The organism is Rhabdobacter roseus, from assembly GCF_014202275.1.
GTDB classification, from domain to species: domain Bacteria; phylum Bacteroidota; class Bacteroidia; order Cytophagales; family Spirosomataceae; genus Rhabdobacter; species Rhabdobacter roseus.
Genome location: NZ_JACHGF010000009.1, coordinates 250,174 through 272,555, shown reverse-complemented (window position 1 = coordinate 272,555; position 22,382 = coordinate 250,174). Strand labels below are relative to the sequence as shown.

Sequence of the window (22,382 nt, the reverse complement as noted above, 5' to 3'; positions counted from 1 at the left end):
CTCTTCGACTGAAAATTTTCTCCTTGACATAATCCTACTAATTTAAGGGGTTTAATTAGTAGAATCCAGTTCCAGGTTTTTAGGGGGCTAGTACACATTGACGGAGTTGCATAAAAGACACTGAATGGCTGTCTCCCACCGGGACTTTTATTTCAAACTGACACGTAACTAAAAAATATTGTTCTTTCAAAATTTATGTTCGACATCGGGGAACAGTAATTCAGGTCTAAAAGGACTTGCTAACAGGCTGATAATTATCCTACAGCCTTACAACTAACGATTATTTTTTTAAAATAGATGAGTAACAACAGACAAGTAATTCTTTACATCGCAATGAGTTTAGATGGTTACATCGCCAAACCAAATGACGACCTGAGTTTTCTATCAATAGTTGAGAAAGAAGGAGAAGATTACGGTTATGCAGACTTCGTTTCGACCATTGATACTGTAATACTCGGACGGAAAACGTATGATTGGGTAATGAAACAAGTTTGTGAGTTTCCACACGCTGACAAAAACGCCTACATCATTACCAGGACAGCAAGACCAACAATCGGCAAGACAGTTTTTTACACAGGTGACCTGACAGAGTTGGTAAGACAATTAAAAAGCGAAAACGGAAAAAATATTTTCTGTGACGGTGGAGCAGAGATTGTAAACGAACTTTTGAAAAACAACTTGCTTGACGAGCTAATGATTTCGGTAATTCCAGTATTGATTGGTAATGGAACTAGACTTTTCAAAGACGATAGACCTGAACAAAAAATTAAACTTATCAACGTAAAAACATTTGACACAGGGCTAACTCAACTTCATTACAAACGTGCAAACAACTAAAACAAAGCTGACGAAAGACAGGTAGCACGTTGCTAAGAGCGGTTTGCCGCAAGCGAGGGTTCACTGCTTCGATTGACAGTTTTTCGAATAATTGAAGTGAGGTTTTCCAAAGGAACGGTAGTACTGAAAACCCCGGCTGCGGCAAGCCGCCAACCGTTCAAGGTACCTCTCCTACATGCATTTGTACCACTAGGCGGGCGATGGTCGCCTGATACACGTTTGTGGCAGCTACATACTTATATTACCAGGTACCTGTAAAGTACCTGGCTGCTGGCTACCGCAGGCCGCCGGTGATTTCTTGGAGTAAATTAAAAAACTGCTTCTTCCGCTCTGAATTAATGCCCCAATCGACGGGGACGGTCTGGTAGCCCTGCGTCATGGGCTCCTCTTTGCCGCGGAAATCAAAGTACCCCCAGGAGGTGTAGCTCTGCACGGCGGCGGTGAAGTTGTTGGTTTCCTGCTCGAAGTTGAAGTGATCGTCCTCGTTGAAGAGGATCGGTTTGGGCGTGTAGCCTTCCACGGCGCGGGTACGTTGCACCATGCTGGTGATCTTGGCGGGATCAGAGACGCCATTGCCGTGCAGCAGGATGAAATCCGAAGCCCGCACCACGTTGGGCAGCGGAATGAAGCCACCGCCGTAGCTGGTACCGACCAGGTACCTATGGCCGTTTTGCTCCTTTTTCTTCACGAGCTCGATGAGCTCATGCACGCGGGCGGGCTTAAGGATGTCGTGGTCGTAGCGAACGTTGGATTCGTTGTTGACCTCAATGAGCACGTGCCGGTAGTTTTTGGCGTGCAGCCAGTCTACCATGCTGCTGACGGCCCGCACCACGGCGGCCTCGTCGCGCAGGCGTTCGTCTTGCCCGAAATAGAATAGCCCCAGCATCGGTACCATCCCCAGGGCGTCGGCGCGGTCCAGGATGCGCGCCAGTCGGGCCAGGTACTCGGGGCGCGGGGTGCCGTCGGGCGTGTAGCCGGCGTTGTCCCAGGGCTGCTGCGACGAGTAGCCATAGGGGCTCCCGCCCTGCATGTTGATGGTAAAAGACAGCAAGCCGTAGCGGCGCCAGGTTTCCATTTGGGCCACAAACTCGTCGGTATTGCGGTCGGCGTCCCACTTTTTGGTGTCGGGGTAGGCCCAGTTGGCGGCGGTTTCGGGGTTGAGGTCGTCGAAGATACCCTGCACCATGCGCGAGTTCATGAGCAGTCCCTCTATGTTGTGGCCTTTCCAGCGGCGGTTGGGGTAGGTTGGTTTTCCGTTGATAAAAAATTGCTCGCCCCGGATCGTCACCTGCGTGCGCGGGGTAGTTTGGGCAAAAGCAGAGAAGCTGGCCAGTAGCGCAAGCCCCAGAAAAATACGGCGGTTGAAGTTCATAACCCAGGTAATTGATAACGATAAGTACCCCACTAAAGGGACCAGGCGCGCGATCCTACTCCTGGGTACTTTGGGCGCTGCCTTAAGGCCGCTTTTACAAACCATAACAACTCCTTCACATTGGCTTCACACGCCCAAGGTACCTTCGCGGGTACTTCCTTGGCTTTCAACTACCCTATTATTGAGGTTTATTTTAAAATGAAAAGACGCGATTTTTTTAGAAATTCTTCCCTGAGCCTGCTGGGTACTTCGTTGCTCTCGTCCCGAAGTGAAGCCTGGTCGGAGCCACTTCGAAAAGACAAAGTGGCCCGAAACGTTATTTTTATGGTGAGCGACGGCATGAGTGTCGGTACGCTGACGATGGCCGATCTACTGCTGCGCCGCCGGGAGGGCCGGGCCAGTACTTGGGTGGGTTTATACCAGGACAAACGTGTGCGACGCGCGCTGATGGACACCGCCTCGGCCAATGCCCTGGTGACGGACTCGGCGGCGGCCAGCTCAGCCTGGGGCGGTGGACGTAGAGTACCTAACGGCTCCTTGAATGTAAACGCGGACGGAAGCGCCAATAAACCCATTCTGCAAAAATTCAAGGCAGCGGGCAAGGCCGTGGGCTGCGTGACGTCGGTGCCCATTACGCACGCCACCCCGGCGGGTTTTTGTATCAACAACCGCTCGCGCGGCGACCAGGCCGAGATCGCTGAGCAGTACCTGGGGCTGAAGTTTGACGTGATGCTGGGCGGCGGTCGGGAGTTTTTTGACAAAACCAAAAGAAAAGACGGCCGGGACCTGCTAGCAGAATATGAGCAGGCGGGCTACGGGGTATTGCTGGACCGCGCCGCCCTGCTGGGCCTGGACGCGCTGCCCGCCAAGCCGCTCCTGGGGGTCTTTGCGGACAACGCCCTGCCCTACGCGCTGGATGCCGCGCAGGATGCGGAGCTCCAGAAGGGGGTACCTTCGCTGGCCGAAATGACCAAGGCGGCGATTAACCGGCTGCGTAAAAACAAGAACGGCTTTGTGCTTCAGGTGGAAGGCGGTAAGGTAGACTGGGCCGCGCACGCCAACGATACGGCGGGCCTGCTCTACGACCAGCTCGCGTTTGATGAGGCCGTGCGCGAGGTACTTTCGTTTGCCCAGGCCGATCAGGAAACGCTGGTGATCATCACCACTGACCACGGCAATGCCAATCCGGGCCTGTTCTCGGACCGCCACTTCGACCGGATTCAACACTTCAAACATACCAACGACTGGATTCTAAACGGCATCGATGCCCACACTACTCCCGCGCAGCTCATCGAGCGGGTGGAGGCGGCGCAGGGCTACGCAATCCGAAAAGAGGAGTCCGAGACGTTGCTTAGCTTCTACCGCCAGCGCGACGAAAGTGGGCTGTATAATCCGGCCAAACTACCCTTTAAACCGCTGGGGGTGATCCAGTCGGCCTATACCGGTGTGGGTTGGGCCGGTACCGACCACTCTGCCGACTACGTGGAGCTAACGATGCTTGGCCCTGGCAGCGAGCTGCTGAAGCCTTTTGTGAAAAATGACGAACTGCACGACCTGATGCTGTTGGCTACGGCGGTAGCTTCGCGGCTGTAGCCCAGGTAGTTTAGTCTTAGCGGGTGCGCGCGTTTGAAACGCGCGCCTCGGCGAAATTCGCGTTTCAAACGCGAAAGAGCTTGCCATTGCCAAAAAGTTTGCTCAATATCGGGGTAGCGAACTGTGCAAGCGTAAAGCATCCTTACCCCAGCTAGCGACAAGACTTTTTGGCCATGAAAAAGAAAGAATGCCCTTCCTGCGCCATGCAGATCGACGACCAAAGTACCACCTGCCCCATTTGTAGTTACGAGTTTCCCCGGCAGAGCCGCTGGGTGCAGTGGGTGGCGATTCTGCTGGTCCTTTTAATGCTGCTTTCGCTGCTCAGGTAGGGTACTTGCCGTGATGCCTAACGGATGCTTAAAGTACCCGCTCCCGGCTATTTTTACCACTTTGGGTACTAAAAGTACCACCTGCGGGACGGAGCGCCGCCCCAATTTAGCTCGTTTGGGTGGTGGTATCTTTTTTGTGCTTGGCTGAACTATGAAATTTCATCCAACAAACCAAAAAAGAGCCATGAAAACTAAATCACCATACATAGCCATGCTGGCCCTGGGACTACTCATCGCCACCGGCTGTTCGCGCCAGGCCGCTAAACGGGCAGATCGGGCCAATGCAGCCAACGAGGAAACGGTTAATAAAACCGAAGGGTACTTTTACCACGACAACAATACCCAAACCGCGCCCGGCGATACAACCCAAAAGAATAATTAGGGGCGCTTAGACTGTAGCGTAGGGGTAAAGAAGGGCGTCTGGCGTCATGGCCTTGCATTCAGTAAATTATATAACTAATTTGCTGGTTCAATAGTATCATCCACAAGCCTGGACACGCATGACCCAATCTTTACCCTTTTAATCGGATCACCCCCCATGCCTCAGTTGATTGAGCTAAGTACCTTTAGTTCGGAATCAGGTAATCTTACGGTTTTTGAAAAAATAATTCCCGGCGCGATTAAGCGCGTTTTTTACATCTACGGAGCCAACAATTTGCAGCGGGGCGGGCACAGGCATCACAAAGCCTGGAACGCCCTGATCTGCGTGCACGGCAGTTGCCGGGTGTACTCGCACGATGGCGAAGAGGAAACCTACTACGTCCTGGACAGTCCTACTACCTGCCTCATTCTGGAGCCTAAAGATTGGCACATCATGGATTCGTTTTCCGAAGATGCCATTTTGCTGGTACTTTCCAACGAGTACTACGACCAGGCCGATTACATCGATGAGCCGTACCCGCTGCAATCCAAGCTCGCCCAATGATCCCCTTCCTGGATTTACGTCAGATCAATGCGCCCTATCAGGAGGCCATTGAAGAAGCGTCGCTGCGCGTGCTGCGGTCGGGCTGGTACGTCTTGGGACAGGAGCTGAAAGCCTTCGAAGAAGCCTTTGCTACCTACTGCGAAGCGGACTTTTGCGTCGGGGTAGCCAACGGCCTGGATGCTATCCAGCTCATCCTGCAAGCCTACGGTTTCCCGGACGGGAGCGAAATCCTTGTCCCGGCCAATACCTACATTGCCACGGTACTTCCCGTTAGCTACCTACAGCTGGTACCCGTGCTGGTGGAGCCCGATCCGGCTACGATGCTGATCGACCCGGCCCGCATCGAGGCGCACCTCACGTCGCGTACCAAGGCCATCCTGACCACCGACCTCTACGGGCGCAGCTGCGACCTGGAGCCGATCCGGGCGCTGGCCGATAAGCACGGCCTGAAGGTAATTACCGACGCCGCCCAGGCCCACGGTGCCCGCTACCAGGGCCGGAAAGTAGGCGGCCTGGCGGACGCCACGGCGTTCAGTTTTTACCCTACCAAAAACCTGGGTGCCCTGGGCGACGCTGGAGCCGTAACGACCTCCGACCCCGCGCTGGCGGAGCGCATTACCTACCTGCGAAACTACGGCTCCCGCGAGCGCTATAAGAACGACTACCAGGGTGTCAACAGCCGAATGGACGAGCTCCAGGCGGCCATTCTGAACGCCAAACTACCCTTCCTGGACCGCGACAACGACCGTCGGCGCGCCTTAGCTCAAAGGTACCTGCGCGAGCTACGGGTTTCTGAGCTGGTACTTCCGCCCGCGGACGCGGTACATGACGACGCCTGGCATTTGTTTGTGGTGCGGCATCCGCGGCGCGCCGAGCTCGTCAAGTACCTATCTCAGTATGGCATCCAGACGCAAATTCACTACCCCGTGCCCATCCACAGGCAGGTGGCCTACACGTCGCTGAGCCACCTCCGGCTCCCCATTACCGAGCAGATTCACGAGCAAGTAGTGAGCTTGCCGTTGCATCCGGTCCTGACCGACGCCGACCTGACCTACATCATCGACACCATCAACCAGTTCGAGGCCCAGCCATGAAGCTATCCGTCATTATTCCGGTCTATAATAGCGAACATACGCTGGGTACCTTGGTGGAGCGCTTGCAGCAGACGCTGGCGTTGATTCCGTTTGAAATCGTGCTGGTCAACGACGGGAGCCGGGACCGCTCCGAGGCTGTAGGGTTTCAACTGGCTCAAAAGTACCCCAACGTCCGGTTTCTGTCACTGCGCCGCAACTACGGCGAATTCAACGCCGTGATGTGCGGCCTCAACTGGGCCTACGGACAGTACTGCGTCATCATCGACGACGATTTCCAGAATCCGCCGGAGGAGATCCTGAAGCTGGTGGAGACCGCCGAAACGGGCCGCTACGATGTGGTGTACAGCCACTACGCCAAAAAGGAACACGCCACCTACCGAAACCTGGGCAGCAAGGCCGTCAATTGGCTCACGAGCTATCTCCTTCAGAAGCCCAAGGATCTTTATTTGTCCAGCTTTAAATTAATAAGGCAGGAGGTAGTACAAGAAGTGATCAAGTACCAGGGCCCGTACCCCTACATTGACGGGCTGCTACTGCGGATCACTCGTCATATCGGAACCGTACAGGTGGCGCACCAAAAACGCGAAGAAGGTACCTCCAACTATACCTGGCGGAAGCTCATCTCGCTATTCCTGAATATCCTTTTTTGCTATTCGTCCCTTCCCATTCGGCTGTTTATGCCCGTGGGGTTGGGTTTGTTTGGGCTGGGATCTTTGCTCCTGCTCTTTTTATTTTTTCAGTGGGTCATCGGTCCCGATCCCAAAGGCTGGCAGGTGGTCACGGCCACGCTGATCTTCATCGGAGGCATTCAATGTACCCTACTGAGCGTGCTGGGCGAGTACATTGGCAAGAGCTTCATGGCGCAAAGTGGCCAGCCGCAGTACGTGATCAAATACAACAGCTCCGACAAACCACTATGATCGAGAACCGACTGGAATACCAGCGCATGTACGACGTGGAGCGAAAGCTCTGGTGGTACCAGGTACTTCACCGAAAGGTACTTCGCCACCTTCAGAAACACTTCCAGCAGGAAGCGTCCCGATTGAAGGTACTTGACGCAGCCTGTGGTACCGGTGGCCTGCTCTCGTTTCTGCGCGAAAAAGGCTTTCAGCAGCTCACGGGTTTCGATTATTCCCAACACGCCATTGACTTCTCGCGCGAGCGCCAGCTGGACGTCCACTTTGGCGACCTACGCGCGGTGGAAGATTTCCGGCCGGGCGAAACCTACGACGTCATCTGCTGCAACGACGCCCTGTACTTCCTTACTGATGAGGAGATTATCCGGGCTTTGGGAGCTTTCAAAGAGCGCCTCAATCCCGGCGGGCTGCTTCTGATCAACATCCACGCCTTTGAGACCTTCGCCGGTACCCACGACCTCGCCGTAGGTAGTTCGCGGCGGTTTCGGTTTGAAGATTTTCGGCGTTACAGCCAGGCGGCGGGTCTCACCGTTCGGTACCGTACCTACTGGCCGTTTGGACTTTCGGTACCGATCTGGGCCGTGCGCCAGTGGCAGCGCTACCAGTTGCGTCGGCACGCTCCCGATCCGGCCCAGCTCGACTCAGACGTAAGCTACCCCGGCGATGTACTCAATGCGCTGCTAAAAGGAATTACCCGAGCCGAGGAGATACTGCTGCCCCGAGCCCCGTTCGGGAGCTCGCTTTTTATGGTACTTCGTAAATGAAAGTACCCTGGTTGATACACATTTAACCCGCTGGTTCGCGTTTGCAACGCGAACTGGTTAGTAGGACCGTAGATGGATGAACCAAAGTCACTCCGTTAGTAAATGAAGTACCCTGGTTAATTTGCAAGTGCAAATCAACCAGGGTACTTTAAGACCAAGGTACCTCCCTACTTCTTCTGCTGCGAAAGGAAAGTAATCAACGACGCCAATTCTTCGTAAGAGAGAGAATTGGCGAGCCCGGCGGGCATCATGGAGGTTTCCATTTCCTCCCGCTTCACGACGTCCGACGCCTTGATGCGGTATACCTGTCCGGTGATGTCGCGAAGTACCAGGCGGTCGGCGGCCTCCTCCGTCACAAAGCCGACGTAGGTTTTGTTGCCTTTGGCCGTGATTTGTACCGTAGCAAAGCCCTGTGAAATGGACGCATTGGGTTTAAGAATGGATTCGGCGATCTGCTCGCGGTTCATGATGGAGCCAATCTGGCCCATGAAGGGACCCTTCATGGTTTCGCCCCGGTCGATGCTGTGGCAGGCGGGGCAGCCCTGGCTCACGAAAAGCTTTTTGCCCAGCGCCGGGTCGCCCGGAATTTTGGCCATGGCCAGCATCACGTCTTCGATGGAAGCCTCGCCCACCTGGCCCTTTTTATTTTTGATTTTTTCCAAATCTACCTTAACTTCCTCCTTGGCCGCTACCACGGGCTCGTCGGTACCTAGTTCCGGAATGCCCAGGCGCAGGCGGCTATTGAGCTCCCGGAAAAACGGCGCGTCGGTGGAATTCTTCGCCTCTTGCACCAGTAGGTTGCGGATCTGAGGCGACGACGCCCACGTAATCCCCTTGTAGTAGGGGCCGTGCGTGTCGGGTCGGGTGCTCCACCACCAGGAGCCGTCGTAGGGCGCTTCTTGCTGGTAGAGCCGGGCGAGGGTAGCTAAAATTTGTTTTTTTAGGGGTTCCGCCTGGGTACTTTGGTAGGCACGCATCAGGCCCTCTACTGCTCTGGAAGAATGCATATAGCGCAGCGCCCACAGGGCTAGCGCAGAATTTTGGGTACCTATGGCTTGCACACATGCGTCAACAGCCTGGAGGTTCACGAGGGCCTTGACGGCCAGGTGGGGCAGGATAATGGCCGCATTGGGCGTGGCGTGGGGGCCTTCGGTGCCCGGCGCCGGAGAAACGAACGAAGCCGGGACGGGGGTACTTAGCAGGGCCTGAACGGCCTCCTGGCGTCCTAGCCGCCCCAGTCCGATGATAGCAGCGCTTTGTACGCGCGGCGAAGAATCGTTCAGGGCTTTGAGGAATGGCTCCACAGGTACCGACGCCGCGACGGACTGGCGGTCGGCCAGGGCGCGCAGGGCGTGTTCGCGCATGGCGGGTTCCTCGGTGAGTTGGGCGAGGTTTTTGATCCCGCCCGCGCCGGTTAGTTGCGTGTAGGTATACAGAGCCGCCACGCGCACGGCTAGCGGTTGAGTACGGTCGGCGGTAAGTTTCCAGGCGGCTGCCGAGGCCGATTTGGCCGGGCGGGTGAGGAGCTCCTGCTGGGCCGCCAGGCGCGCCGCGCCACTACCCGATTGCAGGGCGGCTGTGAGCTGCTTGATCGAGGCTTTTTTAAGATCCGGGAAAGCCTGGTACTTCCAGTTTTTGGGTACGGCCCGCACCACAAAGCCCTTGCTTGGATTGCCCGAGTACCCGGCCCCGTCCCAGGCTGAAAGGTACATGCGGCCCGAGGCGTCGATGTCGACGTCCGTGATCTGCGCCAGCTTAATAAACTCCTCTTCCTGCTGGGTATAGCTGGGACCGTTGGGCTGAACGCGGTGAATGTACAGCTGGCTGCGGCCCCAGTCGGCCATAACGGGTACCTGGTTGTATTTCTCGGGCCAGGTGGGATCGTCCAGGAAGAGCGCGCCCGTACCCGAGCCGCCGCCGACGTCCACGAGGGCGGGGATTATTTCTTCGGTAAAATGCTTGAAAAGAACCGGATAGCCGTACTCGCCTGACTGGATCTGGTGGCTAAATCGGATATTCCAGCCACCGCCGTCGTTGGTATTGCCGCGCGTAAATATATTCATGAAGGGGTCGATGGCCACGTCGTAGATGTTGCGCAGGCCATGGGTGTATACCTCCATCTCGGTACCGTCGGGGCGTACGCGCACAATCCCCCCTCCCAGTTGGGTTAGCTTTTTGCCCGAACGATCCACGGCATCGTGAAAGCCGAAGTCGCCCACGGCAATGTAGATCCAGCCGTCGATGCCCATCCGGATGCCGTTGGTGGCGTGGTCGGTACCGCGGCTTTGCAGAAACTTCGGCGAGCTGATGTTCTGAATCAGGGGTTTGGAAGGTCCGTCGGCCACGCCATCCCGATTTTTATCCTCAAAAACCACCAGATCCATGCCCGAAGCAATGCCCGTTTCGGTCGAAAAGGTCGTATGCAGCACAAAGAGCTGGTCGCCCCGGACGATGATGCCGCGCGGGTTGTCGACCAGCGCGAAGGTACTGTGCGTATCGAGTTTACCGTCGTTATTAGAATCCACCAGCTTCACGATGCGCCCCAGTCCCGGTTTTTTGCCCAAAGACCCCATCATATCCACGCCCACGTACACCTCACCGGTGGGAGCCACGGCCAAACAGGCCGGACTGGGCGTAAGGTCCGGACCGGCAAAGTGCGTTACTGCGAGTTCGGCGGGCCATTTGGCGGCGTTGGGCAGGGAGTCGACCGGGGTGATGGGTACTTTGCCAGAGGTACTTTGGTAGGAGGTGTTTCCTCCAATGGGAAGCAGGTAAAAAAGCAGCGCAAAGAGCAGACTTAGGGAGAGTTTTAACATACCAAAAAATAGCTAAGAACGGGGATTAAGGTACCTTGAAGGAAGTGCAAGACCAGCCCCCCCTTCTTTAGAAAAGCAAAGAAAGCACAAAACTACCTTTTAGAAGGAGTTTCCCGGTAAAACGCACTACTGATTATTTTACGCGGAAGCGTCACAATTTCCGAATCTGGATGGGTACTTCCGGTTGGGTATCGACCGCCAGGGTATTTCTCAGAGCCCGACCCATGCCTTCCCACTGTACCATCATCACATCCTGCGCCCGAAGTGCGATATTCTCCCCAAAACTAAAGGCATCTGCGCCTAAGAAATGTACGTGCAGGTCGAGCGGAAGGCGGTGGTTGGGGTACTTGAAGTGGTGGTACTCCAGGTTTTGGAGGCTGTGCGCCATGTTGTTTTCGCCGGTTTTGATGGCTTTTTCCCAGAGCGTTTGGCCGTTCCGTTCGATGGCTACTTGGCCGGAAAGGTCCGCGATGGCGTCGGTCAGGACCAGCTCGGGGCCGATGGCGCAGTTCCGGATTTTGGAGGGGGCCAGGTACAGGTAGTTTTGCTTCTCCATGATGTGGTCGGAGAACTCGTTGGCCGTGGCGAAGCCCAGGCGGTAGGGGGTACCTTCGCGGCTGTTGAGGTAGATCGCGGCCAGCTCGGGCTCTTCGCCGCCGTCCTGGCCGTAGCAAGGTACCTTCAGCGTGGCATTGTGGGCTTTCAGCACGCTGCCATTGCCCTTATAAAACCACTCGGGCTGCGTGCCGATCTGCCCCGGCGCGGGCTTGCCGCCTTCGACGCCCCATTGGTAAATCTTCATGCTATCGGTCAGCTGACTTTCGGCCTGAGCGTCGTGCATTTTCTGGCGGTTCTCGGCGCTGGCTTGGTGCGTGAGGCCGGTCCCCGAAACCATGCAAAAGCGCGGGTCGAGCGGGTGGTCGGCGGCGGGCAGAAGCTGCCAGTCGGAAGTGCCTGCGTACACCTCGTCGTAGGGCAAGCGCTCGTGGGAGGTACTTTCCCGGATCAAGTTTTCAAGCGAAGTACCCTGGTCAAGGGACGCCACGGCCAGGGCGTACACACTTTCAAAACCATGGACAAGCAGCAGGTCGGGTTCCTGCACGACGGCCACGCGGCGGCCGTACCGGGTATTCATGAGCTGGACAATACGCATGGGGGTACTTTTTCTTCTGAAAAGCGATTTTATGGCGAAATCTACGGGTTTTTATCTTGCGAATGAATCCAAGCGGGCGCTGAACAGGTACCTTTAGCCTTGTTGATGAATGAGTAAGTCAGAAACTATATTCTTATAAATGGGGTACTTGCGCTCTGTACACGCGCGCGGCGGGAAAGATTTATGAACTCATTCACCCGCTATACTCATGAGCCGAATCAATGCCGTAGGCACGCGATGTTTATAGCTAAAAGGCCCTCCCAAGTCCGTACGCGTGCCGCTAGGTATGCAACGAGCGGCTGAGGATCAAGTACCTAGCGGCACGCGGATTCCCTACCTAAGTCCTCTTCTACCTACCTTTGACCGCCACGCGGCCACGAATTCTGCAAAAAAAAAGAATACGGGTTAGAAGTTTTAGATTTATAGCCTGGGTTGAAAATCCTTTTAGCCTATTCCTGGCTTACTTCCCTTGTCGCCTTATACTCCGAGGGAAGCATATTGAACTTTGATTTAAAGGATTTCGAGAAATAATTCGGGGTGGCAAAGCCGGACGCGAACGCGATTTGGGATATATTCATATCACTTTTCTCAAGTAGGATAGCGGCCTTTTCTAGCTTTATAGCCCGTATAAATTCAATGGGTGTTTGCCCGGTAATCTCCAAAAGTTTACTGTAGAGCGTTCCCCGACTCATCCCCAGATGCTTGCTTAATTTTTCAACGCTGATCGGGGCATTGTTGATAAGGTTTTCGTCTATGTACAGCACGATGTCTTTTACCAGTTTCTCATCCGCCAAAATAATGGATGGCTCGGTGCATGTAATCTCGATGTGTTTGGAATAGGTACTTTTCAGGAGTCTATTGAGCAAGAGCAAATTGCCGATTTTGGCATTTAAGATGTCAAAGTTAAACGGCTTGGTGAGGTAGTCATTCGCTCCCGAGTTCAATCCGCGGAGTTCCTGTTCTTCACCCGATGAGGCTGTTAAAAGAATGATGGGTATATGCGCAGTCCGCTTATCAGACTTAATTTTGTGGCAGAGCTGTATTCCATCCATTTCGGGCATCGCAATGTCGCTCACAATTATTTTCGGATGGTGGCTGAGGGCCTTTTGCCAACCTACTTTGCCATTTGCCGCTTCAATTACGTGGTAGAAGGGGACAAGGTTATTGCGCAAATGGTGTCGGAATTCTTCATTGTCTTCAATGACCAGGATCTCGGCCGAAAGATCCTGACGCGTTTCCTTAGAAGGTAGATATTCTTCGGTATTCGTGGGTTTGCCGTATACATTTCCTTCGGGAGGTAGGGATGAGCTGGCTACCTGGGCGTTCAACATGGCGGATGATGGATTAGGAAGGCCCACGGTAAAGGTACTTCCACTTCCGGGTATGCTATCCACCTTTATAAAGCCCTGATGCATCTGCACGAATTCTTTTACAATGGAAAGGCCAATCCCACTGCCTTGGTTCAATACGAAGGGAGCGGAATCATGCTGAAAAAAGCGTTCGAAAATATGTTCACGCTTGTCCGCCGGAATGCCTACGCCCGTATCGGACACCTGGATGTATAGCCATTCGCGAGGCTGGGAAGAATCGGACCTGGATAGGGAAAGCGTAACCATGCCTGCCTTGGGAGTAAACTTAAAAGCGTTTGAGAGCAGATTGAAGACAATCCGTTCCAGCTTGTTGGCATCAAAGTCCATATATAGGCTGTCGACCTGGCTGTTGACCACGAATGTAACCCCATTTCGTTGGGATAAGTACCGGAAAGATTCGGCCGATTCTTTTATAAAAGACACAATCTCGCCACGTGACGGGTCTAGTTTTGATTCTTGCTCCAGAAGGTTCTTAAAATCTAGCAGTTGGTCAACCAGGTTGAGCAACCGTTTGGCGTTGCGCTTGATGCCCTGTAGATAGGTCGTATTTTCGGAGCTGGTGGCAGGACTTACGTGGTCCAGTGGGGCTAAAATCAAGGCAATAGGTGTTCTCAACTCATGGCTTAAATTAGTAAGAAACTTGATCTTCATGGCATCCATTTCCCGCTTTCGCTGCTTCTCTCTTTCGTGTTGCTCCTGTTTGAAGGTCGCTTTGAGTTTTTGGATACCCCGGTGCCGGATGAAGAATAAAAGGCCGAAAAGGGCGATGCCATAGAAGAGGTAGGCGTAAACGGTCATGTAAAAGGGAGGGCTTACAATGACTTGAATATAGGCACGCTGCTCGGGCCAGTTGCTATGGTACTCTTTGGCCTGAACTTCAAATTGATAACTCCCTGGGCTGAGGTTGGTATAACTGGCCGTGTTAGCCAAGCCGGCCTCGTGCCATTCGGTGTCAAAGCCAACCAGGCGATAACGGTAAACGGTTTGCAGAGGGGTAGAGTAGTTCAGGGCAGCGTACGAAATGCTGAAGTTTTGCTTATAATCCAGCTGGATGGACTTGGCAATGGAAATATGTTCCTGAATCACCGCGGAATCGGCCGGGGTGATCGTTTTGTTGCCCACGCGTAGTTCTTTCAGAAGAACCGGCATTTGGTTGGTATTGTGCTTCAACGTATGGGTGTCGAGGTAGTTAATGCCTTGCACTCCCCCAAAAAAAAGCAGGTCGTCGCTGGTGCGGAGGCCCGCCCCCAACACGAAGGTATTGTTTTGCAGGCCATTGGCTTGCGTGTAGTTGATAAATCGCCGGGTGTGGGGGTCTAGGTAGCTGACCCCCTGATTGGTACTGACCCAGATGCGGCCTTGGGCGTCTTCGAGAATCTTGTTGATCACCCCGCTGGATAAGCCCTCGTTTTGCCCATACAGTATAAATTTCCCCGTTTTTTCGTCAAATGTGGCCAAGCCATTACCGCCGGTACCTACCCAAATTTTTCCTCTGATATCCTCATAGATGGCTAGCACAATATTGCTGGGTAGGTTGCTGTTTTGCTTGTCAAACTGCAGGGATTTTTGCTGCTTTGGGTCAAAAATAGCGAGCCCCGTGCCGTGGGAACCAACCCAGATGCGACCCTTCCTATCCTGATGGATAGCCCGGATAAATCCGTTCAGGGGGATAATACGCTCGGCCATGGGAATATTCAGATCGAAGTACCGGGCAAATTGCTGCGTACTGGGATCAAATACATTGACCCCCCCGCCGTTGGTGCCAATCCAGAGTTTGCCTTGCTTGTCGGTGGTTAGGCAAAAAATATCATTGCCGCTCAGAGAGGAGGGGCTGGTACCTTGGGTATATTGCTGATACCGCCCCGTCGCTGGGTTGAGGGCAAAAAGGCCATCCTGGAAAGTACCTATCCATAACCGGTCGGGTGAGGAAAGCTCCAGCGACAAAACCACCAGACCCGTGGAAGCGAGCTTGTTCTTAGGGGAAATAGGGATTTGACTGAACACGTGGGATTGGCGTTGGTAGAGGTTTAACCCGCCCCCATCCGTACCCACAAAAAGATTACCGTCGCCTTTTTCGGCAAAGGAGGTAACAAAAGGTGCACTCAAGCCAAAGGGGTCGTAAGGTTCCGAACGTATCAGCCCAAACCGAGTTACGTTTTTATCGTACTTATTAACCCCACCTTTATAGGTACCTAGCCAGAATATCCCCTGCTTGTCGATCAAAATACTGCGAATCGACTTATTCGTCAGGCTGAAGGGCCTTCGGGCATCCGGTGTATAGCGGCTGATTTTCCCGGTACTGATTTCTAATATATTTAGGCCGCCATCCGTGCATATCCACAATTTTTCCCGATTTTCGAGGGCCAGGGCGTAGATCATGTTGCTGTTGAGCGACTGCTCATGGGCCGCCTGGTACCTGAACGTCTGGAGTAGCTCTCCGTCGGGTGAGAGCTTATGCAGGCCATTGGAAGTCCCTACCCACAACGTACCTGACGGATCGCCCACTATGGCTTTGACCTGGTTTTTAGAGTTTGACCCGTTCCTCTCTCTTTCATAATAAACCCGGCGGAATCGTTTATCCTCGGGACCAAAGCGGTACAGGCCCGTGTAGGTACCTATCCACATGCGCTTTTGATGATCTTCGTATAGGCTCAAAATCTGTTGGTTGGCAATCGGGTCAGGTACCCCCCTTTGCTGGCTGAACCGAACTACCTGGCGCGTATCTGGATCTACGGTCAGCAGACCCGTCATGGTGGCTACCCATAATTTCCCGCTTCGATCGCTGGTGATGGCGGTCACGCTCACCTGATCGACTACGGTAGTAAAAGAATCTTTTTTTCGATCGTATAGAGACAGCGAACCCTGAATGCTACCTACCCAAACCTGGCCTTTTCGATCTTCATAGAGTGCCGAGACATCATTAGAGCCCAAGCTGGCCGGGTTTCCCTTCTCGTGCCGGTACACGATGAATTCGGTTCCATCGTACCGGTTGAGTCCATCATCCGTGGCAAACCAAAGTAACCCCTGGCGGTCCTTCATGATGGCCTGTACCGTGTTAGACGACAACCCATCCAGGGAGGTCAGGGCGGTGAACGTAGGCTGCTCCGCGTTGGCGTGAGTAATTGTATATAGGGCCATCACCCCAAGTACCCATTTACTAAGTAATAAATAAAGGTATTCCCTCCTGATTGACATGACACCGTCCAATTTTATACCTTATTTTTTATGAAAATCCCCCTTCTTGAACATTTGTTACATTAGTTTCAACAAATGTTCTCACCTAAAATTGACCGGACAACCTACTTTTGTTCCGTGATTCGTTAAATGAATTATTAAAAAAGTGATGAAGCTTGCGGCTTCTTCTCTATAGAAGTACGTTGCGTGAAAAATATATTGTCTTTTTGACAAATAATCGGAAAGCGCACGACGCTTTCGAGGGAAAAAGGGCAATCCGGCGGTACTGCGGGCAATAGAATTTGGAAGGTCGGGAAAAGCTATCTCTTCTACTATGCGCCAATAATCAATTCCTTGTCGCCCCCCCTTGGGGCCTGGCAACGGCTTGTTGCCTGATGTACGTATACATGTACCCGTTAATAGTGAAATTGTAAACCCCATGAATCCACATACTCTATGACTCCATGAATTAACCCACGGCCACGACTCCGCCAGGCAGAGTCGAGCCTCACTGCCCATGCTCATGCACCATGCTGTAATCAGTCCTATGGCTTCTCTGCTCACCCGGCAGAAGCACAAAATAAACCTTTTGCGAAAAAATTGGATGTTACATCCCTAAATTCTATCCCCTATGAACCATCATTCCATACAATTTTTTGCCCTAAATAGGATCAGAAAATGGCCCTGCCTGGGTTTATGTGCCCTCGTGCTGCTAGCAACTCCCAGTATCGCGGGCCCCAACGGGACTGTCTCGGAAAAACGCCCCCGTACGACTTCTGTGGATGTCGATATTACGGGAAAGGTTACCGGAGAGGGGGGCGAAGGGCTTCCCGGTGCCAGTATCCTGATCAAAGGAACTACCCGAGGCACCATTACCGATCAGGACGGGAATTTCCGCCTCACGATCCAGGGTAGCGAAACCGTGTTGGTTTTTTCCTTAATTGGCTACGCGACCAAGGAGATCACGGTAGGTACTCAGAATGTAGTCAACGTGGTACTTTCAACGGACAATAGATTGTTGGAAGAGGTAGTTGTGGTAGGCTATGGTACCCAGCGGCAAGAAGCCGTAACAGGTTCGGTGGTTTCGGTTACCGGAGACGTGCTGCGGGAAGTACCCTCCGCCAACCTTTCGCAGGCCTTACAGGGCCGGATCGTGGGGGTTGACGTTTCGCAGACTTCCACCAAACCGGGCGCTGCGATGGAAATCCTCATTCGTGGCCAGCGCTCCCTAAGGGCTGACAACAGCCCCCTGATTGTGTTGGACGGAATACCCTTTTCGGGATCCATCACCGATATCAATGCCAACAACATCAAGAGCATCGATGTTTTGAAAGATGCTTCGGCTACGGCCATCTACGGCTCCCGGGGCGCTAATGGGGTCATTCTCATCACCACCAATACGGGCAAGAGGGGGCAAAAAGCACAATTCTCCTACAACGGGTTCCACGGCCCCAAGGTCGTTTTTGCAAGATACCCCATGATGAACGGGCCCGAGTTTGCGGCTTTGCGCGCAGCCAGTATACAGCGATTCCAAAATACAATCGATGAATCCAACGATGTCGATACCGACTGGCAGGACATGGTTTACCGGACCGGCCTAATGGCCAGCCATGATATTGGCGTGTCGGCGGGGACCGAGCACGGCAGCTACTCCTTCGGCCTGGGCTACTACCGGGAAAACGCGGTGGTACCGCTTCAGGACTTCACGCGATACTCCCTGCACGGGTCCGTGAATCAGGACATCAACAAGTATGTCCGATTGGGTTTTTCGACTAACTCCAATTTTACCATCAGTAACGGGAATAACATACCTGCCGTAGGAATGGCGCTGGCCAGATCGCCCATCGCGAATCCGTATAACCCCGATGGAACCATGAAAACCATCATCCAGGAGCAGACCTCCGGCCCCCAATGGGTACCTTCCCGGGAGCGCTTCAATAGCCTGGGCGACAGCTACATTGACCAGACCAAGGCGTATGGCTCCTACAATACCCTGTTTGCCGAGCTGCAAATTCCGGGGGTGACGGGTTTGAAGTACCGCGCCAACCTGGGCTTGAATTTCCGGCAAAGCAGCGGCGGGAACTACACCGGGCAGGGGGTATTTAGCGGCAACGTGCAGAATGTCTCCACGGCGGGCATCAACAATTCCCTGACCACCAACTGGGCCATCGAAAATCTCCTGAGCTACGACCGTACCTTCGGAAAGCATGAAATCAACGCGGTGGGGCTCTACTCGGCTCAGCAAAATACCTTCAATTCATCGTCGATAGCGGCCCGGGATATACCATCCGATGCCTTCCAGTTTTATAATTTGGGTCGGGCCGATGGCATCATTACGGTCAATCCTGCTAATCAGGGGTATAATCAATGGGGCTTGTTGTCCTACATGGGCCGTGTGATGTATTCCTACGATGACCGGTACATGGTGAGCGTGACCTTCCGTGCTGACGGCTCATCCCGGCTCGCACCAGGCCACCAGTGGAACGCCTACCCAGCCGTATCGGTGGGCTGGAACCTATCGAAGGAGCAGTTTATGAGTAGCGTTACTCAAATAAACCAACTGAAACTACGAGTGGGTTACGGACAGACCTCTAACCAGGCCGTAAACCCTTACGAGACGCTAGGACTACTGGCCACCCGGCCTTACAATTTCGGGGATGATACGTATGCCACCGGTTTCTATGTTTCCAACGCTCCTAATCCGCGCCTGGGATGGGAGTTCTCGAATACCCTGAACTTTGGTCTCGACTTTAGGGCCTTCAGCAATCGTTTGTCAGGAACGGTGGAATACTACGAGCAAAGAACTGAAAATGTCCTTTTAGGGGTTGGGTTGCCGCCTACCTCGGGGGTAGGTGGATATACCGCCAATATTGGGCAAACCCAAAACAAAGGGATCGAGCTAAACCTCAATGGTGCCCTATTGGATAACGTCAACGGCTGGTCATGGGATGTAGGGGTGAATATCTACGCCAACCGCAACAAACTGGTGTCGCTGTCGTCCGGGCAGCAGCGTGACGAAGGGAACTGGTGGTTTGTGGGGCATCCCATCAATGTCATTTTTGACTATGAAAGAATTGGCCTCTGGCAGGCCGACGACGCCTTCCGGGAAGTTTATGAACCCGGCGGTAACCCGGGCATGATCCGGGTAAAATATACGGGCGACTACCAATCGGACGGATCGCCCACGCGAGCCATCAATGCCGATGACCGCCAAATCCTCGATATGCAGCCCAATTTTCAGGGTGGATTCAATACCCGTGTGGCTTACAAAGGCTTTGATCTGGGTATTGTGGGCGTCTTCAAAAACGGAGGCTTGCTCAATAGTACGCTCTATGGCTCTTCGGGCTACCTCAATAACCTGAACTCGCGATCCGGAAACAACGTAAAGGTGGATTACTGGACGCCCGAAAACACGGGTGCCAAGTACCCGGCCCCCGGCGGGATTGGAGGAGACAACCCCAAATACGGGAGTACGCTGGGGTACTTTGATGCCTCCTACCTGAAAGTACGCACGATAACGCTGGGGTACAACCTGAACCGAGCCCTGCTGGATAGAATAGGTGTGACTAATTTGCGCGTGTACTTCACGGCTCAGAATCCCTTCGTGATGTTTTCGCCCTACCACCGGGAATCTGGAATGGACCCTGAAACGAACTCCTATGGCAATGAAAATGCCGCCGTACCACTCTCTTCGGCTCTCCGACGTATCCTCACCATTGGGACCAATACTCCCTCCACCCGCAACTACCTTGTTGGCGTTAATCTGACTTTTTAATTAAATCATTATGAAACGTATATCTGTAAAAAATCTGAAGGCAGGCGTTCTATTGCTGCTGTTGCTCACGGGTTGTACCGACATTCTTGAAGAGAAACCCCGGGCCATCTATACCCCCGATTACTTCAAAACGGAGAAAGGCGTGTACGGAGGCCTGACCGGGATGTATGCCCACCTCCGCTGGATTTTTGGAAACGCCTACTACTATAACTCCTGCCTGACGGGAACCGACGAAGCCACCTGGGGAGCCAGTGGTGGGGGAGGGGGCTTTCAAATCTTCGACCTTTCCGGCAACCAGCTCATTACCCCGTCCAACAGCGATGCGAGCAACCTCTGGTACAATGCATTCCCTAACATCAATACGGCCAACGGAGTCATTGAAAACGCCACGGCCGTGGGGATTTCGGAGGCACTGATTGCCGAAGCCCGCTTTTTCCGTGCCTTCGACTACTTCATGCTGGTACAAACCTTTGGTGGGGTACCGCTGGACCTGGGCTCGGGCGAGCTTGCCTTTAACGTGTCTACCCTGCGGACGTCCGTACGCAATACGGTACCTGAGGTATATACAAAGGCTATTTTTCCCGATCTGCTGAAAGCCGTCACCGATTTGCCCGTAAACGGCCGCGTAACCGGAGGAGTGACCAAGACCCTGGCCCGCCTGTACCTGGCCAAGGCGTACCTTACCTACGGCTGGTGGCTCGAAAACCCCAACAACATCCCCACCTACCCGCAAACCAGCCGTACCGATCCCGCCGGGCACAATGCGCAGTGGTACTTTCAGGAGGCCTACAAGGTAGCGATGGAGGCCATTGACAATCCAGGCCCTTTCCGGCTCCAGGAAACGTACTATGACGTTAACCTAGGATCAAACGACCGGAACAGTGAAATGCTGCTGTACGCCGATCATACCGAGACGAGTGAGTTGTTCAACGGATCAAGCCTTACCTGGGGCAACGGGGGCGACGCCGATAATTTCGCCGTTTGGATGCTGACCTGGAACTACACTAGTATAACCAGCTCGAAGACCAACTGGAGTGCTCCCACGACGGTTAATTCCGTGCAGCGCGAGGCCGTTCAGGCGTTGGGACGTCCCTGGGTTCGGATGGCCCCTCCGCACGGGATATTCACCACGACCTTTGCCGACAAAACGAACGACTCCCGCTATGACGGTACCTTCACGACGGCCTACCGCGGCAACTGGCCCAGGGCGGGGGTTACCAACGAGTATTTGTACAATGCCAACAACCTACAGGTTCGTCCGGGCGATGCCATTCTCACGTTCCTGAATGAAGAGCCCACTACGCCCATCGATTATTCCAATTCGGTATATAAGAGTGGCATGGGTCTCGGTGTACTACCCGGCCGGGCCGACTACGTCGTAGCACCCAGTGGGATAAGCCGACTGGTTTACCCGGGCCTTTGGAAATTAGGTACCTATCGTACCGACAATGGTACCGGCCTGGGGCAACCCAACGCGGCCAACACGCGCCCCTTCAACATTGCCAAGTTTTCGGAGCTGTACTTCGTGGCCGCCGAAGCGGTGCTGAAAGGAGCTACCCCACAACCGGGCAAAGGTGCGCGGGATTTGATCAACGTGATTCGGGCCCGCGCCGGAAAATGGCGATGGGATAATCAAGGAAATACGGAGAAGATGGAAGACCGAAGTGCGCAGATGATAGCGGCGACCCCCACTACCATTGATATAAAGTACCTCCTGGCCGAGCGGTCGCGCGAGTACTACGGCGAAGGATACCGGTGGTACGATTTGGTGCGCACCCAAACCTGGAAAGAAGTGGCGGCGACCTACCGGATTTGTGGCCCTAATGTGGGCGACCATACGCCCGCGACTTTCACCCGGAAGATCGAAAATTACCACTATTTGCGCCCGATCCCGCAGGGGCAGCTGGATAATATGGACATGACCCCCGAAGAGAAGCTGGCCTATCAGAACCCCGGGTACCTTTAAGGTAGGTTTTGGGTACTTAGGCTCCCTCGACGAAAAATAGGTCGTCTTACGATAAAGACGCAGGAAGTGGCGGTAATCTGCTTCCTGCGTCTTTATAGTAAGGCGGAAAGGGAGTAGATTTGAAGAAACCAGCCCTTTACAAACAAGCGAGGGAAGATCGGCGTTGCTGCTTTTGGAGTGAACAAAGCACTGCCTGCCCCTGGACTTTGACAATAAAGAGTAATGAAGGGTGAATAAAAAAATGAATAAACGGGAGCACTCAGGAGCCCAGATTAACGTCAGTCTCATCCTGACGCT

14 protein-coding genes are annotated in these 22,382 nt (G+C 53.8%); 10 read left to right on the top strand and 4 right to left on the bottom strand.

Features of this window, described 5'->3' with window-relative positions; genetic code table 11:
- Positions 1-297: 297 nt before the first annotated feature.
- Positions 298-837 (top strand): dihydrofolate reductase family protein, encoded by a 540-nt coding sequence (locus tag HNQ92_RS22595; RefSeq protein ID WP_184177602.1) that lies wholly within the window; start codon positions 298-300, stop codon positions 835-837.
- A 274-nt stretch (positions 838-1,111) separates the two neighbouring features.
- Here HNQ92_RS22595 and HNQ92_RS22590 read toward each other — a convergent pair whose 3' ends face one another.
- Positions 1,112-2,209 (bottom strand): hypothetical protein, encoded by a 1,098-nt coding sequence (locus tag HNQ92_RS22590; RefSeq protein ID WP_184177600.1) that lies wholly within the window; start codon positions 2,207-2,209, stop codon positions 1,112-1,114.
- A 120-nt stretch (positions 2,210-2,329) separates the two neighbouring features.
- On the opposite strand from HNQ92_RS22590, the gene HNQ92_RS22585 reads away from it, so the two are divergent.
- The 7 genes from HNQ92_RS22585 (at position 2,330) to HNQ92_RS22555 (ending at position 7,831) form a co-directional block, all read left to right on the top strand.
- Positions 2,330-3,802, top strand: coding sequence for an alkaline phosphatase (locus tag HNQ92_RS22585; RefSeq protein ID WP_246440677.1), 1,473 nt, complete (start codon positions 2,330-2,332; stop codon positions 3,800-3,802).
- Between the two features lie 173 nt (positions 3,803-3,975).
- The gene (locus HNQ92_RS22580) at positions 3,976-4,131 is read left to right on the top strand and encodes a hypothetical protein (protein ID WP_184177598.1); all 156 of its coding nucleotides are present in this window, start codon (positions 3,976-3,978) and stop codon (positions 4,129-4,131) included.
- Between the two features lie 184 nt (positions 4,132-4,315).
- Positions 4,316-4,513, top strand: coding sequence for a hypothetical protein (locus tag HNQ92_RS22575; protein ID WP_184177596.1), 198 nt, complete (start codon positions 4,316-4,318; stop codon positions 4,511-4,513).
- A gap of 156 nt (positions 4,514-4,669) precedes the next feature.
- Positions 4,670-5,056: a sugar 3,4-ketoisomerase gene (locus tag HNQ92_RS22570; protein ID WP_184177594.1), complete on the top strand. Its 387-nt coding sequence runs from the start codon at positions 4,670-4,672 to the stop codon at positions 5,054-5,056.
- Complete coding sequence (locus tag HNQ92_RS22565) at positions 5,053-6,150, top strand: DegT/DnrJ/EryC1/StrS family aminotransferase (RefSeq protein ID WP_184177592.1); 1,098 nt, start codon at positions 5,053-5,055, stop codon at positions 6,148-6,150. Before HNQ92_RS22570 ends, HNQ92_RS22565 begins: the two co-directional genes overlap by 4 nt.
- Positions 6,147-7,070, top strand: a complete 924-nt coding sequence (locus tag HNQ92_RS22560) for a glycosyltransferase family 2 protein (RefSeq protein WP_184177590.1) — start codon at positions 6,147-6,149, stop codon at positions 7,068-7,070. Before HNQ92_RS22565 ends, HNQ92_RS22560 begins: the two co-directional genes overlap by 4 nt.
- A complete protein-coding gene (locus HNQ92_RS22555; protein ID WP_184177588.1) occupies positions 7,067-7,831 on the top strand; it encodes a class I SAM-dependent methyltransferase in 765 nt (254 codons plus the stop codon). Before HNQ92_RS22560 ends, HNQ92_RS22555 begins: the two co-directional genes overlap by 4 nt.
- A 167-nt stretch (positions 7,832-7,998) precedes the next feature.
- Here the strand turns inward: HNQ92_RS22555 and HNQ92_RS22550 are convergent, their stop codons facing one another.
- The 3 genes from HNQ92_RS22550 to HNQ92_RS22540 all read right to left on the bottom strand — a co-directional run bounded on the left by HNQ92_RS22550 (position 7,999) and on the right by HNQ92_RS22540 (position 16,308).
- Entirely contained in the window at positions 7,999-10,647 is a 2,649-nt protein-coding gene (locus tag HNQ92_RS22550; RefSeq protein WP_184177586.1) for a DUF7133 domain-containing protein, read from the bottom strand.
- 151 nt (positions 10,648-10,798) lie between these two features.
- Complete coding sequence (araD1, locus tag HNQ92_RS22545; RefSeq protein ID WP_184177584.1) at positions 10,799-11,800, bottom strand: AraD1 family protein; 1,002 nt, start codon at positions 11,798-11,800, stop codon at positions 10,799-10,801.
- Between the two features lie 449 nt (positions 11,801-12,249).
- Complete coding sequence (locus HNQ92_RS22540; RefSeq protein ID WP_184177582.1) at positions 12,250-16,308, bottom strand: hybrid sensor histidine kinase/response regulator transcription factor; 4,059 nt, start codon at positions 16,306-16,308, stop codon at positions 12,250-12,252.
- Between the two features lie 742 nt (positions 16,309-17,050).
- Here HNQ92_RS22540 and HNQ92_RS22535 point away from each other — a divergent pair.
- Positions 17,051-20,119, top strand: coding sequence for a SusC/RagA family TonB-linked outer membrane protein (locus tag HNQ92_RS22535; RefSeq protein WP_343063033.1), 3,069 nt, complete (start codon positions 17,051-17,053; stop codon positions 20,117-20,119).
- A 10-nt stretch (positions 20,120-20,129) separates the two neighbouring features.
- A complete protein-coding gene (locus HNQ92_RS22530) occupies positions 20,130-22,085 on the top strand; it encodes a RagB/SusD family nutrient uptake outer membrane protein (protein WP_184177578.1) in 1,956 nt (651 codons plus the stop codon).
- Positions 22,086-22,382: the final 297 nt, after the last annotated feature.